This window comes from Lacisediminihabitans changchengi (assembly GCF_016634425.1).
In the GTDB taxonomy this organism is placed as follows: Bacteria; Actinomycetota; Actinomycetes; order Actinomycetales; family Microbacteriaceae; genus Lacisediminihabitans; species Lacisediminihabitans changchengi.
Genome location: NZ_JAEPES010000004.1, coordinates 262,519 through 279,096, shown reverse-complemented (window position 1 = coordinate 279,096; position 16,578 = coordinate 262,519). Strand labels below are relative to the sequence as shown.

Below are 16,578 nucleotides of genomic sequence, written 5' to 3'. Positions count from 1 at the left end.
CCTCGGGGGAATCACAGGAAGGAGTCGGCCGTGACCGCTCCACGCGCGATCGTGCTCGGTCTGGTGTTGCAGCGAGTTCGCCAGCCGGTCTCCATCGACCCGTTCTACTCCGCCATCCTCACCGCGATGGAGGGGACGCTCGCGCCCAGCGGCGGGCGCGTGCTGACCGTAATCGTCAATTCGCTGGAGGAAGAGCTCGCCCTGTACCAGCGCTGGGTCGAGCACGGCGGTGTCGATGGTGTCGTGGTGGTCGACCTCGTCAGCGGTGACCCGCGCCCTGCGGTGCTCGGAGCGCTCCGGCTGCCGACCGTAGTACTCGGCGAATGGGATGTCCCTCCGGGAGTGGACGACATCCGTGTCGACAATTACGGTGCCATGTTCGTCGCCGTGCGTTATCTCGTCGGTCTCGGGCACCGAGTGATCGGGCGGGTGGGCGGCCCCGCTGACCTGCAACACACCGCCGCACGGACTCGGGCCTTTCGGGATGCGATCGACGAGGCCGGCGCGACCGGGTTGGTCGTCGACGCGGACTACTCTGTTGCGGCAGGCGAGTCGGCCACGGCCGCACTGCTCGCATCGCTTCCCGATGCGACCGCCATCATCTACGACAACGACCTCATGGCGGTCGGCGGCGAGCGGGCGGCGTCCGCGGCGGGAATCGCAGTGCCCGATGAGCTCTCGCTGCTGGCTTGGGATGATTCGACGCCGGCTCGCCTCGCCGACCCACCGCTGTCGGTGCTCGCTCACGACTCCCTGTCGCTCGGGGTCGCGATCGCCAGTACCCTCGTGCGCCGGATCGCGGGCGAGCGTGCCGACGCGCCGCAGCTTCCGGTCACGCGAGTGCTCGAGCGCGGCACGACAGCGCCGTCGCCGGTACCGGCGCGGTAAACATCCGCTCTCCCGGTCCGTCTAGAATCGTCGCAGCGACTCTCCCCGCGATCGGCGGGCCGACAGGCCCCCGGGGTCGCACTCCTCGTCGTACCCGGAGTGAAATCGTGACCTCTTATAGTCGAATCTCGCCTTTATCCCGCGCGCTCGCACGGCCTCGCCCCCTGTCGGCTCTCGCTGGCATGCTCCGTCCTCACACGGCGCGACTGGTGGGAGCGTCGCTCGCCTTCCTCGTCAAAGACTCCCCATCGTGGGTCATGCCGGCGATTGCCGCGGTCATCGTCGATACCGTCGTCAGGGGCGGCGCCGTCGGCTCGCTCGCGGTGTGGGGAGCCGCGGGACTCGCGATCCTGGCGCTGAACTACCCGTTCTCGATGCTGTTCGTGCGGATCACCAGTGGAATCACTCGTGGGCTGGCCGTCGACCTGCGCAACGCACTGACCGAGCGTCTGCAGCGGATGTCGATCGGGTTCCACAACCGGCAGAGCGCCGCCGCTGTGCAGAACAAGGTGGTACGCGACGTGGAGAACGTTGAGTTGCTGATGCAGCAGTCGCTGCCGACGTTGCTCGGCAGCTCGTTTACGCTCATCGGGGCGATAGTGCTCACCGCGGTCAACGTGCCCGCCTTCGTGCCGGTCTTTCTCGTCACGGTGCCGCTGTCGGCCATCCTCGTCCGCTGGATCCGCAGCCGGGCGACGGTCCGCAACGAATCTTTTCGGCGGGAGGTCGAGTTCTACTCGGCCGGCGTGGGAGAGATGGCGGCGCTGATCCCGATCACGCGTGGCCACGGACTCGAACAGGTGGAGACGCAGCGGCTCCGGGTGCGTGCCGAGAGAGTGCGCGTTGCGGGACGAGAGCTCGACTCGCTCAACGGCCGGTTCCTCGCCGTCTCCTGGGTCTCGTACCAGGTGCTCGGCCTGATCTGCCTGGTGAGCGCCGCTTCCCTCGCGATCTCGGGCGTGCTTCCGATCACGCCCGGGCAGGTCGTGCTGTTGAGTACCTACTTCACGGTGCTGACCAATGCCATCGTGATGTTGCTCAACTCCGCTCCTGTCTTCAGCCGTGGGCTCGAGTCGGTGCGGTCCATCAGCGAAGTCATGGCGGATCCCGATCTCGAGATCAATGAGGGCCGCGCCGTCGTCGACAGCGTCGATGGCGCTCTCTCGCTGCAGAACGTGTCGTTCCGGTATCCGGATGCGCCGCGCCCCGCATTGGAGGGGATCGACCTCGAGATCGCGGCGGGGGAGACCGTCGCGTTCGTTGGCCCTTCCGGTGGCGGAAAGTCGACTCTGCTGAATCTCGTGCTGGGATTTGTGCGGCCGACAGAAGGTCGAGTGCTGCTCGACGGCCGCGACATGAACGAGCTCGACCTGCGAACGATGAGGTCGTTCGTCTCCGTCGTGCCGCAGGAGTCGGTGCTGTTCGAGGGAACGATCCGCGACAACGTGGCATACGGGTTGGCGGATGCCGACGACGATCGGGTGCTGGCGGCTCTCGCGGGCGCGAATGCGCTCGACATCCTCGAACTCCACGGGGACGGTCTGGATGCGGTGGTCGGCGACCGGGGAACCCGCCTGTCGGGCGGCCAGCGTCAACGTCTCGCGATCGCCCGCGCGCTCATCCGTGATCCACGAGTCCTCATCCTCGACGAAGCGACGAGCGCTCTCGATAGTGTCTCGGAGGCGAAAGTGCGCGACGCACTGACTCAGCTCTTCCGCGATCGGACCACGCTCATCGTCGCGCACCGGCTGTCGACCATCCGCGAGGCGGACCGTATCGCGGTGATCGAGCGTGGCCGCATCGTTGAGATCGGCGAGCACGACGAGCTCCTCACCCGAAACGGCCACTTCGCCCGTCTCGCCGCGCGTCAGATCTCGTGACCCGACCCCGATAGTCACCCCATTTCAGAACGGACACAGCATGCCTCGATTCGACCTCCCGCTCGACGAACTGCGTCGATTTCGCCCGCCCGTGCTCGAACCGGTCGACTTCGACCGGTTCTGGGCTGACACACTCGCCGAGTCGCGGGCGATGGCGAGCGCGCCCCTGATCGAGAGGGTCCCCTCGCAATTGACGACGGTCGAGGTCTACGACGTGACCTTCTCGGGCTTCGCCGGCGATCAGATCCGTGCCTGGTATCTTCGCCCGGCGGGCGTCGAAGGCGACCTCCCCGCCGTTATCGAGTACAACGGCTACGGCGGCGGTCGGGGCCTTCCGCACGAGCGTATGGCGTGGGCAGCGGCGGGCTACGCCTACTTCTTCATGGACACCCGCGGTCAGGGCAGTGTGTGGGGCACCGGGGGCTCAACGCCCGATCCGCACGGCTCGGGTGCCGCTGCGCCCGGGTTCATGACGCGCGGGATCGAGGACCCGTCGAGCTATTACTACCGCCGGGTCTTCACGGATGCTGTATTGCTGGTGGATGCGGCTCGGTCTCTCGACGGCGTCGACGAGACGCGAATAGCGGTGACCGGGGCAAGCCAAGGCGGCGGCATCGCCCTGGCCGTCGGCGGTCTCGTCGGGGGCCTGGTCGGGGTAATGCCTGATGTGCCGTTCCTCTGCCACTTCGAACGTGCCGTCGGGATGACCGCGGTGTTTCCGTACCAGGAGGTTGCGCAGTACCTCGCTGTTCACCGCGACGATATCGAACAGGCCTTTCGCACCCTCTCGTATTTCGACGGCGTCAACTTCGCCAAGCGCGCGACCGCCCCTGCGCTGTTCTCGGCGGGAGGTATGGATCAGGTGTGCCCGCCGTCGACGGTGTTCGCCGCAGCCAACCACTGGGCGGCAGACGCCGAGGTCGTCTTCTACGAGTTCAACGAGCATGAGGGCGGACAGGGAATGCAGTGGGAGCGTCAGTCCGCGTGGCTCAGTCGGCGTCAGCGGGCGGTCTGACCTCGCCAGAACCGCGTTTGAGAAGGTGAACCGGCGCTTTGACCTGACGGGTGAATCCGCTGGGGTCGGCAAGCCGTTCGACGATCAGGCGAGCGGCTGTGCGCCCCATCGCGATGGTGTCGTGGCCGACGACGCTGATGCCCAAGGCATCGGCCAATTCGAAGTCGTCGAATCCGATGAACGCGATGTCGTCCCTCCTGTCGCGCAGCACCCGGATGGCTGCGGTGCTTCCGCGGTTGTTGCCCGCGACGATCGCCGTCGGCGGTAGCCGCATCGAGAGCAGATCCATCACCGCACTGTCGAGGTCGGCTCCGGCGGCGATCGACCGTTCCCACGGACGGCTGTCGTTCACGCCGACGTTGGCAAGGGCGTCGCGATAGCCGGCGAGGCGTTCGGCCTGGGTATAGAGATGACCGGTGTTGGAGATGAAGGCAACGCGGCGGTGACCGAGGTCGGTCAGGGCGGTGACCGCATCGCGCATGCCGACCCGGTTCTCCAGCACCACCGAATCCGCGAGGAGATTGCGGGCGGGGCGATCGACGCAGACGATGGGTGTGCCGAGTTGGCGCTCCCCTTCGAGATAGCCCTGGTCGTCGGCCACCGGTACGAGGATGAGTGCGCGCACGCGTTGGGCGAGCAGCGCATCGACGACGACCTGCTCGCCTTCGGCCGAGTCATCCGAGGTCGCCAGGATCATCGTGAGGCCGCTCTCGGCGAGTTCGCGCTCGATGCCGGCGGCGAGCTGAAAGTAGAACGGGTTGGTGATGTCGCCCATCACGAAGGCGACTGTCGATGACACGCCCCCGCGGCGAAGGCTCCGCGCCAGATTGTTGGGACGGAAGCGCAGCTGTTTCGCCGCGGCGAGAACTCGCTCACGCGTCACGGCGCTGACCGTCTCGGATGCGGAGAACACCCGCGACACGGTCTTCGTGCTGACGCCGGAGAGGCGCGCGACGTCGGCGATGGTCGCCCGATTCGATTCCTTCATGGCATGACGGTAGTGTTCGCGACACGCCGATGTCAACGTGGGACATTCTGAGGGACATTTCGCGCCCCATGAGCAAGCAATTGCCGCTACCTTCCCGCAATTGATTGACACCAGGGACTAAATAAAGTGACTAGACAAAGTTCGACAACGTTGACATTTGACCGTTGACACGGCTTCGGAATGCGTGTGACCATGACCACGTCAAAAGCGCACCGTCGGCCCGGAACTAGAAGTCGCGGTCTAGACGCAGGGTCGACGGTGACCCCACACCAGGAGATGAAACAGATGGCAAAGAAGCACATCTTTGCGACCGCAGCGATGGCCGTCGTCGGCCTTGCGCTCGCAGGTTGCTCCGGAGGCGGCGCCTCCAGCGACAACACGATCGATGGCAAGCCGAGCGGCGAGATCACCGTGCTCACTCAGCGCACCGATCTCGTCAACACCACGTTCAAGGACTACGCCGCTGAGTTCGAGAAGGCGTACCCCGGCGTCACCGTCAAGTTCGAGGCGATCAAGGACTACGAGGGCCAGGTCAAGACCCGTCTGAACACGAAGTCGTACGGCGACGTGCTGGCGATTCCGAACACCGTCTCACCCAACCAGCTCTCGACCTTTTTCGAGCCGCTGGGATCGATCGACAAACTGTCGAAGACCTACCGCTTCGTCACGGAGCAGGCCTACAGCGGCAAAGGGTACGGAATCGCGATCACGGGCAACGCCCAGGGCATCGTCTACAACAAGAAGGTCTGGGCTGCAGCCGGTCTCTCCGACCTCCCCACGACCCCCGACGAGTTTCTCTCCGATCTGAAGGCGATCAAGAGCAAGACCGACGCGATCCCGCTGTACACCAACTACAAAGACGGATGGCCGCTCACGCAGTGGGAGGGAAACCGGGGCATCTTCGGTGACGAGAACGCCAGTGAGGCGCTGATCACCGACAAGTCCCCGTGGAAGCCGGGAAAGTACCAGTACGTCACCGACGGGATCCTGTTCGACGCGGTCCACGAGAAGTTGACCGAGGCCGACCCGACCACCACCGACTGGGAGTCGTCGAAGGGACTGCTCGGCAGCGGAAAGGTCGCAACGATGGTGCTCGGATCCTGGGCGGTCAGCCAGATGCAGGATGCCGCCAAGACGGCGGGCGCGTCGCCCGACGACATCGGATACATGCCGTATCCGGTGCAGTCGAAGGGCAAGTTCTACTCGACCATCTCGGGCGACTACAAGAACGCGATCAGCAAGTATTCGCAGCACAAGGCGGCGGCATGGGCATGGATCAAGTGGTTCGCCGCGAAGTCGAACTACTCCTACGACCAGGGCGGCCTCTCGCCGCTCGTCGACGGTAAGGACGCGCCGATCTACACGGCGCTCAAGAAAGCGGGAACGAACTTCATCGAGGTCAAGGTGCCAGCGGGCAAGAAGGCGGCCTGGGAGTCGGCGGAGGTCAAGACGAGCGAGGTAGACCTCTACGGCCCGATCTACCGGCAGAAGATGGTCGACATCGCTCGTGGTGCCGCCCCCGGAGACAAGAACTCCTACTTCGCCGAACTCAACAAGGCATGGGGTCAAGCGGTCTCCGACGTCGCCGCCGGATAACGACGGCCGACCCTGCAGGGCTCCTCGTCGTGGCGAGGAGCCCTGCTCACCACCCCACGACTTCATGCAAGGACGCGTACCGTGACACAGCTCACCGAATCCGTCGTCGATTCCCCGGCGACGACCGCCATCACTCTCGACCATCCGCCCAAGCGGCGAGGAATACTGAGCCAGGCATATCCCTGGCTCTATCTCGTCGTTCCGCTCGCACTCCTCATCACGTTCACGTACGTGCCGGCGGTGAACCTGTTCTACTACAGCGTGACCAGCTGGGATGGGCTGAGCCCCGAGAAAGACCTGGTCGGCCTCGCCAACTACGTGAAGATCTTCACCGAGCCGAAGTACCTCTCGGTCTTCGCGGTGAGTTTGTACTACATCGCCGCGTCGTTTCTGCAGATGATCCTCGCTCTCTACTTCGCTACCGTGTTGAGCTTCAACACCCGCTTCCGCAGCTTCTTCAAGGGCGTGATCTTCTTCCCGTACCTGATCAACGGCGTCGCGGTCGCCTTCACGTTCTTGTTCTTCTTCCAGCCGGGAGGCACATTGGACTCCGTGCTCGACCTGTTGGGTGTGCACGGCGACAAACCGCAGTGGCTCGGCAACCCCGCGCTGGTGAACATCTCCTTCGCGTGCATCTCGGTCTGGCGGTACATGGGGCTGAACTTCGTGCTGTTCCTCGGCTCGATCCAGTCGATTCCGAGCGATTTGTATGAGGCAGCGGCGCTGGACGGGGCGAGTCGCTGGCAGCAGTTTCGCTACATCATCGCTCCGGGGATCAAGCGCATCATCAGCCTGTCGTTCATCCTCGCGATCGCGGGAAGCCTTGCCGTATTCGAGATCCCCTACATCATGCTCGGCGGGTCGAACGGCTCGGCGACTTTCGTCATCCAGACGGTCCGCACCTTCAATCTGGGTAACGTCGGCCTGGCCTCAGCCCTCGCGGTGGTCTTGCTGCTGATCGTGCTGATCACCACGGTCATTCAGAGACGGATCGTTCCCGACGAGGATGTGGACCTGTCATGACCGGGATGATCACCACCACCGTCATCCGTTCCGGACGCACGCCCGGTTCGCGGCTCCGCGGCCTTCTCGCCGTGGCGTTCAAGTACGGGACACTCATCGGGGCTGCCGCGCTGACGATTATCCCGCTGGTCGTCGTGCTCTTCGTCTCACTCAAGAGCCATTCCGAGTACCTCTCTACGACGGCCATCACTCCGCCAGCCAACTGGTTGAACTTCTCGAACTACGTGAGTGCGTTCGTCGAGGGCGGCATGCTGCAGGGGTTCGTCAACACGACGTTCATCCTGTTGATCTCGCTTGCCGGAACGATCCTCATCGGAACGATGACCGCCTACGCACTCGATCGATTCGAATTCCGCGGCAAGAAGATCGTCTTCGGGCTGTTCTTGGTCGCCACCCTCGTTCCCGGAGTCACGACTCAGGTAGCGACGTTCCAGATCGTCAACGGCCTCAACCTGTTCAACACCCCGTGGGCAGCGATCGTGCTCTTCCTCGGCACCGACATCGTCTCGATCTACATATTCATCCAGTTCATGCAGTCGATCCCGAAGTCCATCGACGAGGCGGCAATGCTCGACGGTGCCAGTCGATGGGGTATCTATCTGCGGATAATCCTTCCCCTGTTGAGGCCGGCGATCGCGACCGTCGTGATCATCAAGGGCATCGCGATCTACAACGAGTTCTATATTCCGTTCCTCTACATGCCCTCCCAGGACCTCGGGGTCATCTCGACGACGCTGTTCCGCTTCCAGGGACCGATGGGCGCTCAGTGGGAGATCATCGGGGCCGGCACTCTCATCGTGATCCTGCCGTCTCTCATCGTGTTCGTCGCGCTTCAGAGGTTCATCTATGCGGGCATCACGAGCGGCGCCTCCAAGTGACGACGCCGAGCACCGACCACCACCAGAAAGGCACTTCCATGCACCACCTCGACCTCGCCGACGGCTGGACCGTCGTGCCGGCCGACCCATCGACCGTCCCGGCCGAGATCGCCGCGTTCGGCGACCTGCCGGCGTCGGTGCCGGGCTCGATCCACACCGACCTTCTGGCTGCCCGGTTGATCGACGATCCCTATCTCGACGACAACGAGGCGCTGCAGTCCTGGATCGGCCGTACCGACTGGACATACAGCCGCGTGGTGGAGTGGGTTCCCGACGGTAGCGAGCGCCAGGAGATCGTGTTCGATGGCCTCGACACCGTCGCGCGCATCGTGCTCAATGGCATCGAGCTGGGGAACACCCGGAACATGCATCGCAGCTTTCGATTCGACGTCACCGACATACTGCGCCCGGGCGAAAACGACCTGACGGTCGAGTTCTCCTCGCCCGTGCGGGCGGCCGATGCCGCGAGCCTCGCACTCGGATATCGGCCGCACGTCAATCACCATCCGTATAACGCGCTGCGCAAGATGGCTTGCAGCTTCGGCTGGGACTGGGGTATCGACACGGCGACCTCGGGCATCTGGCGGCCGGTTCGGTTGGAGTCGTGGTCGATGGCCCGTCTCGCGGAGGTGCGGGTGGTGGCCACGGTCGAGAATCATGTGCCGATCGCCCGGATCGCGGCGATCGTCGACGTCGTCGACCCCGAGCAGCTCACGCTGCTGGTACGGGTCGCGGGGATCGAGACCGAGGTCGAGGTGTCGTCGCACGGCGGGTTGGTCGAACTCGAACTCGCGGTGCCAGACGCAGAGCTGTGGTGGCCACGAGGTCACGGTGATCAGCCGCTGTACGACCTCCAGATCGAATTGAGCGGCCCGGGCGGAACGGTCGACTCCCACGCCCATCGCGTTGGCTTCCGCTCCGTGCGCGTCGATACCGCGCCGGACGGCGAGGGCACGGCGCCGTTCACCTTCATCATCAACGGCGAGGTCGTGCTCGTTCGCGGCGCGAACTGGATTCCCGACGACGCCTTCCCGCACCGGGTGGATCGTGCACGGTACGCGCGGCGGCTGGCACAGGCCGAGTTCGCCGGCATCAACCTCATCCGCGTCTGGGGCGGTGGAATCTACGAGTCGGATGACTTCTACGCCGAGTGTGACGAACGTGGCCTGCTCGTCTGGCAGGACTTCGCTCTCGCCTGTGCCGCATACGCCGAGGAGGATCCGCTGCGGAGCGAGATCGAGGCGGAAGCGCGGGAGGCGGTGGTCCGGCTGGCTTCGCATCCGTCGCTCGTGCTCCTCAACGGCAACAACGAGAACATCTGGGGCCATCAGGAGTGGAACTGGAAGCTGCGTCTCGACGGCCGCACCTGGGGTTCGTACTACTACTACGAGTACTTTCCCGCGCTGGTGGAAGAGCTCGCGCCGCAGGTGGCGTACACGCCCGGAAGCCCGTTCTCGCCCGATCGCGACGCTCGTCAGAACGACGAGAACCAGGGTTCGATGCACATCTGGGATCTCTGGAACCAGAAGGACTATCCGCACTATCGGGACTATCGCCCTCGCTTCGTCGCAGAGTTCGGGTGGCAGGGGCCGCCCACCTGGTCGACCCTGACCCAATCCATCTCCGATCAGCCGCTCACTCCAGAGTCACCCGGCATGCTCGTGCATCAGAAGGCGATGGAGGGAAACGTCAAGCTGACCGACGGTCTCATCCCGCACTTCGCGCTGCCGGACGACATGGCCGACTGGCACTGGGCGATGTCGCTCAACCAGGCGGTCGCCATCCGCACCGGAATCGAATGGTTCCGGTCTCTGACGCCGTGGTGTTCCGGAACAGTCGTCTGGCAGCTCAACGACAGCTGGCCGGCGACCTCATGGTCGGCGGTCGACGGATACGAGCGGCGCAAGCCCCTGCTGTTCGCGCTGCGTCAGGCGCACGCCGAGCGACTGCTCACCATCCAGCCGTCAGACGACGGGTTCGCCGTCGTCGCTCTCGACGACACCGCCGAACCGTGGGTCGGCGAGCTCGAGATCGAGCGGATCGACGTCACCGGATCTGTGCTGGCCAGCGTGGTCGTTCCGCTCTCGGTTGCGGCTCGCGATGCGGTCACCGTGATCGTGCCGGACGCTATCGCGCGCTCGGCCGACCCGGCGCGTGAGCTGATCGTCGCCCGGTTCGAGGGGGCGCGGGCACTCTGGTTCTTCGCCGATTACCGTGATGGCGAGCTGGCTGCGCCCGATGTCGACGTCGACGCGGTTCGAACCGTCGACGGATGGGTCGTCGAAGTCAGTGCGCGGTCTCTTGTGCGCGAGCTGTCGCTTCTCGTCGATCGCGTGGATGCGGATGCCGTGGTAGACGACGCACTGGTGACCCTGCTGCCCGGCGAGACCGCGGTGTTCACCGTCGTCGGAGCCGGTGACGCGAGTGAAGGCGACTTCGCGCATCCGTCCGTGCTCCGCAGCGCCAATGACCTCGTGTCGTCGCGAGTGCTGCGGTGAGCGCCGTCGAGGTGCTCGACGCGCCGTTCTGCGGGATGACCTGGGGCTGGACGGGCATCCGCGGAACTTGGGACACCGACAGCGCCCGGGAGTCGATGAGACTCATGGTCGAGACGACCGCGGTCAACTGGGTGACGATCGCGTACGCCGCCGAGCAGGAGCACGCGTACTCCACCGCCATCTCGTTTCGAGAGGCGCCGACGGTGACGGATGATGAGATCCGTGGGGCCATCCGGGAGGCGAAGGCGCTGGGCCTGCGGGTGTGTCTCAAGCCGGTGGTCAATGTCGCTGACGGCACCTGGCGGGCGCACATCGGCTTCTTCGACTGGGATGTACCGGGCGAACCGACCTGGGGCGAGTGGTTCGAGTCGTACACGGAGTTCATCGTGCACGCCGCGACCATCGCCGCCGAGGAAGGATGCGAGCTGTTCTGCGTCGGCTGCGAGATGGTGCGGGCCGACGCCCAGGCCGATCGTTGGCGAGCGCTCATCGCCCGGGTACGGGAGATCTATGCGGGGCTCGTCACCTACAACTGCGACAAGTACCAGGAAGATCACATCACCTGGTGGGATGCCGTGGACGTGATCGGGTCGAGCGGGTATTACCCTCTCGGATCGTGGGATGCTCAGCTGGAGCGCATCCGCCCCGTCGTGGAGAAGTTCGATCGGCCCTTTCTCTTCATGGAATCCGGTTGCCCGAGTCGCTCCGATTCGCCGTCGTTGCCGAACGACTGGTCTCTACCGGGACATCCGGACGGCGACGCCCAGCTGCGCTGGTATGACGACGCCTTCGCGGCGATTCGGGCCCGCCCCTGGGTGCGGGGGGTGATGCTCTGGGATTGGCCGGCGCGACTCTATCCAGCATCTGACGCCGCGACGAACGACGACTACTGCCCATACGGCAAACCCGCACAGGAGTTCTTGCGCGAGCAGTACTCCGCCTGGCGAGCATCATGAGCGAGCGACTGCTCGCGATCGACGCCGGGCAGTCGAGCGTGACCGCCCGAGTCGTGGGCGATGAGAGGCAGATCGAACTGCCGGGGGTGCGAACGGACTCGGCCCTCCTCCCCCAACTGGCGGATGCGGTGCGGGCTGTGGTGGCATCCGTCGGCTCGGTGGGGGCGGTCGCGATCGGTACCACCGGTCTCACGGTCGACGAATCGGACCCGGATGAGCTGCTCCGCCAGCTCGGAGATCTGAGCGTCACGACGGTGCTGCTCGCGCATGACTCGATCACCTCCTACCTCGGAGCCGTCGGTGATGTTCGTGGTGCGGTTGTCGCGGTCGGCACCGGAGTGGTGACGCTCGGTGTCGGGCGGCACGAGATCGCCCGGGTCGATGGATGGGGAAACCTGTTCGGCGATGCCGGGAGCGGATACTGGATCGGCCGTGCAGCGTTCGACGCGGTAATGAGGGAATACGACGGCCGCGGCCCGAAGACGGCGCTCACCGCGAGGATCCGACAGGAATTCCCCGACCTCCCCTCGGCGTACATCGAATTACAGGGGGACCCCGATCGCGTCCGGCGCATCGCCTCCTACGCCCGGGTGGTCGACGACCTCGCCACGGAAGATGCGGTCGCACGACGCATCTGTGACGACGCGGCCTCCGAACTCGTGGTGTCTGTCGGCGCTGCATTGGATCGAGTCGGCGAGTCGGCTGCCGAGTCCCCTCGTATCGGCGCGATCGGAGGTGTGCTTCGCTCGCAAAGGATAGGGACGGCCTTTGCGGAGGGGATCCGTTCGCGCTGGCCGCTCGCGGATCTGGGTCCCGCGGTGGGCGTCGGCCTGGATGGGGTGCAGGCGATGTTCGGCTTGACGCCGGGTAGCGCATTATTCTCGGCGGTCGCTCGGGCGACTCGAAGCGATTTTCTAGTTTCTGCACTTGACGCAGAGATGCAGTGATGTAATGTTGCAGTGGCTGCAAAAAGCCGTCCCGACGCCGACCCACGTTCTTCACGTGTGTCCGGCGCGCTCCCGCACCGCGCAACTTCCGTCACTGAAGGACCATCTTGTCTACTTCCACCGCGTCCCTCCCGACGCAATCCTCATCGCTGGGGTCGAAGCCGATCATGTCGCATCGGCAGATCCTGCTCGTCATCTACGGCTTGATGGCGGGCATGTTCCTGTCGTCGCTCGACCAGACCATCGTGGGTACCGCGATCCGCACCATCGGTGACGATCTGCATGGGCTCAACGATCAGGCCTGGGTCACGACCGCCTACCTCATCACTTCCACCATCTCGGTCCCGATCTACGGCAAGCTCTCCGACATCTTCGGCCGCCGCCCGCTGTACATCTTCGGCATCGTGGTGTTCCTGGTCGGATCCCTGCTGTCGTCGTTCTCGACGTCGATGTTCATGCTGGCCGGGTTCCGTGCGTTCCAGGGCATCGGCGCCGGTGCGCTCATGTCGCTGCCGCTCGCGATCATGGGCGACATCCTCGCTCCACGCGAGCGCGCCAAGTACCAGGGCTACTTCCTCGCCGTCTTCGGCCTCTCCTCGGTCATCGGCCCGCTCATCGGCGGCCTATTCGCCGGCGCGCCGTTCATCCTGTTCATCACCGGATGGCGCTGGGTCTTCCTGATCAACGTGCCGATCGGCATCATCGCGCTGCTCATGGTGCTGGCCTTCCTTCACCTGCCGAAGTTCACCAAGGCCGCCAAGCCGCGCATCGACTGGTGGGGCGCCACCGCGGTGGTCGCCACGCTCGTTCCCGTGCTGCTGGTCGCCGAAGAGGGTCGCAACTGGGGCTGGACCTCGGCCGGGTCGATCGCCTGCTACGTGATCGGGGCGATCGGACTCATCTCGTTCATCCTCATCGAGCGCTACATGGGTGCGGACGCGATCATCCCGCTGCGACTGTTCAAGTCGCGCACCTTTTCGATGGCTACCGTGCTCGGTGTGCTGGTCGGATTCGGGATGTTCGGTGCACTCCTCACCCTGCCGCTGTACCTGCAGATCGTGTTCGGCCTCACTCCGACCGAATCGGGCTTGGCGAGCCTGCCGCTGATGGCCGGTCTGTTGATCGCGTCCATCGGATCCGGTCAGATCATCGCCCGCACCGGCAAGTACCGCATCTTCCCGGTGACCGGCACGGCGATCCTCGCCATCGGCTACCTGGTGCTTACGTTCCTCACCGACGACAAGCCGCTCTGGTACATCTTCATCGCGATGTTCCTCATCGGCCTCGGCCTCGGCCAGATGATGCAGACGCTCACGCTTGCCAGCCAGAACTCTGTGGAGCCGCACCAGATGGGTGTCGCCACCGGAGCATCCACCTTCTTCCGTCAGATCGGTGGAACGCTCGGTGTCGCCGTGCTGCTGTCGGTGCTGTTCGCTGCACTGCCGGGGAACATCATCGCGTCGAACGAGAACACGGCGACGCTCAGCTCGGGCCTCAACGCGGCGCTTACTCCGAGCGTTGCCACGGCATCCGGCAACAAGGCGATCATGAAGCAGCTCTGGAACCCGATCGTCGAGCCGGTGCAGGAGAACATCCAGAAGCAGCTCGATGCCGGGGTTGCTCAGATCAAAGCTGCCACGGCGGGCAACGCTGCGGCAGAGCAGCAGGGCCTCGAAGCCCTGGCTGCGAAGGCGCACGCCTCCGTCGTCGGAGACTCGGTCGAGGTGAACTGGGCAAACGCCAGCCAGCGTTCGTTCTACGTCGACAAGGTGACGCCCAGCATCGTCTCGAAGCTCAAGGACGGCAGCACGACCAAGTCGAGCGATAGCGCGAGTGCTGACACGTCGTTCCTCAACGGCGCCGACCCGCGACTGACCAAGGCCTTCAAGGTCGGGTTCAACAGCTCCGTGGTGACCATCTACTGGATCGGCCTCGGTGTGATCCTGCTTGCCTTCGTCATCACCCTGTTCTTCCGGGTGCCACCGCTGCGCAAGACCTCCGCGCTTCAGCAGCGTGCGGATGAGGCCGGAATGACCGAGACCGGGAGCATTCAGACCCGATCCTGATCCCACAGAGGGCGGCGCTGACGCGACCGCCCTCTGCGGGTCGGAAGGATTGCCGATCATGACGACCATCAACGACGAAGCGTCCCCGGAGCTCGGCCTCCGCGAGCGCAAGAAGCATCAGACCCGGATCGCCATCCACGAGGCGGCGTACCGGCTCATCGACGCGCAGGGCCTCGAGGCGACCACCATCGAGCAGATCTGCCACGAGGCGGATGTCTCCGGCCGGACCTTCTTCAACTACTACCCGTCCAAGGCGGCGGCGGCGCTCGACCAGCGCGAGAGAGCACTCGATCCCGCGGCACAGGTGGTCTTCCGCGCGGCGAGCGGAGGACTGGTCCCGGCGCTCTGTGAGGCCATCGGCAGCAGCGCGGAGGTAGGGCCGAGTCACGCGAAAGTGAAAGAGCTCGTGTTGCGCCGGCCCGAATTGATGACGCACCTCTCTCAGATGATGATCGCGGTACGCGGCGAATTCGTCTCACTGGCGGCCGAGCGCGCGCACAGCCCAGAGCAGGCGGAGCTCGCCGTCGGGCTGGTGCTTACCGCCCTCGGACGGGTGATGCACGAGGATTCTGAGCACGGCGTCGCGCTCGCAGACCAGCTGCGAAAGACCGTCAGGAACATCATCGAGGTCGCTGAGCTGCAGCTGACCGATCCCATCGAGAAGTCAGACTGACTCTCGGGGGATCATCGACCATGGGCTGAGCAGGGTTGCGGCGCGCACGGGAGCCGGTGCCATCATTGTCGAGACAAGGAGGTCGGCAATGGAATACCGGCAACTCGGCAACTCAGGACTCAAGGTCCCCGTTCTCTCGTTCGGCACCGCGACCTTCTCGGCGGGAACGTCGGAGGGCGCGTGGGGTAACACCCAGATCGATGAGGCGAAACGGCTCGTCGACATCTCCCTCGATGCCGGCGTCAATTTCTTCGATTCGGCGGATATCTACTCCGACGGTCGCGCGGAGCAGGTCCTCGGGGCTGCCGTCGCCGGTCGTCGCGACGAGGTGCTCATCGGGACCAAGGCGACGTTCCGCACCAGCACGTCAGCCGACATCAACGATGTGGGTTCGTCGCGCTTTCACCTGATCCGTGCGCTGGAGGGGAGCCTGCGTCGACTCGGCACCGACTACGTCGACGTCTACTACCTGCACGGTTTCGACGCGCTGACCCCACAAGAGGAGACCCTGTCGACGCTGGACGAGTTCGTTCGCAGCGGCAAGGTGCGCTACATCGGCGCCTCCAATTTCTCCGGCTGGCACCTCATGAAGTCCCTCTCGGTCTCCGAGCGCTATGGCTGGGCCCGTCACGTCGCCCACCAGGCGCACTATTCGCTCGCTGCCCGCGAATTCGAGTGGGAGCTCATGCCGCTCGGGATCGACCAGGGCGTCGGCACGGTGGTGTGGAGCCCGCTCGCTCAGGGGCGGCTCACCGGCAAGATCAGGCGCGGCCAGCCCGTGCCGGCCGGTAGCCGGCTGACGGTCGGCTCCGAGACGGAGCAGTCGGGAGACCCGGAAACGCTCTTTCGCACCGTCGATGTTCTCGATGAACTGGCGGCGGAGACCGGCAAATCCCTGGCCCAGGTAGCCCTCAACTGGGTGCTGCAGCGCCCGACCGTCGCCACCATCGTGTTCGGTGCGCGCACCGAGGAACAGTTCCGCGAGAATCTCGGCGCGGTGGGCTGGAACCTCTCCGTCGAGCAGGTCGCCCGCCTCGACGCGGCCAGCGCGACGACACCGATCTACCCGTACTGGCACCAGCGGTCGTTCAGCGAGCGCAACCCGTTTCCCACCTCGGTGCCCGCCCGAGGCGAGCTCTGACATCTCCCGATGAGGGAACACGTGACAGC

At 65.0% G+C, this 16,578-nt stretch carries 13 protein-coding genes; 12 read left to right on the top strand and 1 reads right to left on the bottom strand.

The genetic code is table 11. The features are described from left to right. The first annotated feature begins 30 nt into the window (after positions 1-30). The 3 genes from IV501_RS12525 to IV501_RS12515 all read left to right on the top strand — a co-directional run bounded on the left by IV501_RS12525 (position 31) and on the right by IV501_RS12515 (position 3,783). Positions 31-888, top strand: a complete 858-nt coding sequence (locus IV501_RS12525; RefSeq protein WP_200556665.1) for a LacI family DNA-binding transcriptional regulator — start codon at positions 31-33, stop codon at positions 886-888. A gap of 182 nt (positions 889-1,070) precedes the next feature. Further along, positions 1,071-2,768 carry an ABC transporter ATP-binding protein gene (locus IV501_RS12520; protein ID WP_200556664.1) on the top strand — a complete coding sequence of 566 codons (1,698 nt, stop codon included), beginning with the start codon at positions 1,071-1,073 and terminating at the stop codon, positions 2,766-2,768. 40 nt (positions 2,769-2,808) lie between these two features. After that, positions 2,809-3,783, top strand: coding sequence for an acetylxylan esterase (locus IV501_RS12515; RefSeq protein WP_200556663.1), 975 nt, complete (start codon positions 2,809-2,811; stop codon positions 3,781-3,783). Here the strand turns inward: IV501_RS12515 and IV501_RS12510 are convergent. Beyond that, positions 3,758-4,771, bottom strand: coding sequence for a LacI family DNA-binding transcriptional regulator (locus IV501_RS12510; protein ID WP_200556662.1), 1,014 nt, complete (start codon positions 4,769-4,771; stop codon positions 3,758-3,760). The genes IV501_RS12515 and IV501_RS12510 overlap by 26 nt on opposite strands. A 285-nt stretch (positions 4,772-5,056) precedes the next feature. On the opposite strand from IV501_RS12510, the gene IV501_RS12505 reads away from it, so the two are divergent. The 9 genes from IV501_RS12505 (at position 5,057) to IV501_RS12465 (ending at position 16,549) form a co-directional block, all read left to right on the top strand. Next, complete coding sequence (locus tag IV501_RS12505; RefSeq protein WP_200556661.1) at positions 5,057-6,367, top strand: ABC transporter substrate-binding protein; 1,311 nt, start codon at positions 5,057-5,059, stop codon at positions 6,365-6,367. A gap of 81 nt (positions 6,368-6,448) precedes the next feature. Further along, positions 6,449-7,390: a carbohydrate ABC transporter permease gene (locus tag IV501_RS12500; RefSeq protein WP_307812275.1), complete on the top strand. Its 942-nt coding sequence runs from the start codon at positions 6,449-6,451 to the stop codon at positions 7,388-7,390. Further along, the gene (locus IV501_RS12495; protein ID WP_200556660.1) at positions 7,387-8,268 is read left to right on the top strand and encodes a carbohydrate ABC transporter permease; all 882 of its coding nucleotides are present in this window, start codon (positions 7,387-7,389) and stop codon (positions 8,266-8,268) included. The genes IV501_RS12500 and IV501_RS12495 overlap by 4 nt, the downstream gene beginning before the upstream one ends. Next, positions 8,265-10,766: a glycoside hydrolase family 2 protein gene (locus tag IV501_RS12490; protein WP_307812274.1), complete on the top strand. Its 2,502-nt coding sequence runs from the start codon at positions 8,265-8,267 to the stop codon at positions 10,764-10,766. Before IV501_RS12495 ends, IV501_RS12490 begins: the two co-directional genes overlap by 4 nt. Continuing rightward, on the top strand, positions 10,763-11,722 hold the full coding sequence (locus IV501_RS12485; RefSeq protein ID WP_307812273.1) for a glycoside hydrolase family 113: 960 nt from the start codon (positions 10,763-10,765) through the stop codon (positions 11,720-11,722). Before IV501_RS12490 ends, IV501_RS12485 begins: the two co-directional genes overlap by 4 nt. Beyond that, positions 11,719-12,669, top strand: coding sequence for a BadF/BadG/BcrA/BcrD ATPase family protein (locus IV501_RS12480; RefSeq protein ID WP_200556659.1), 951 nt, complete (start codon positions 11,719-11,721; stop codon positions 12,667-12,669). Before IV501_RS12485 ends, IV501_RS12480 begins: the two co-directional genes overlap by 4 nt. Before the next feature lie 107 nt (positions 12,670-12,776). Beyond that, positions 12,777-14,735: an MDR family MFS transporter gene (locus IV501_RS12475; RefSeq protein WP_443667554.1), complete on the top strand. Its 1,959-nt coding sequence runs from the start codon at positions 12,777-12,779 to the stop codon at positions 14,733-14,735. 58 nt (positions 14,736-14,793) lie between these two features. Then, positions 14,794-15,408 (top strand): TetR/AcrR family transcriptional regulator, encoded by a 615-nt coding sequence (locus IV501_RS12470; RefSeq protein ID WP_200556658.1) that lies wholly within the window; start codon positions 14,794-14,796, stop codon positions 15,406-15,408. Positions 15,409-15,496: 88 nt separating this feature from the next. Beyond that, positions 15,497-16,549, top strand: a complete 1,053-nt coding sequence (locus IV501_RS12465; protein ID WP_200556657.1) for an aldo/keto reductase — start codon at positions 15,497-15,499, stop codon at positions 16,547-16,549. Positions 16,550-16,578: the final 29 nt, after the last annotated feature.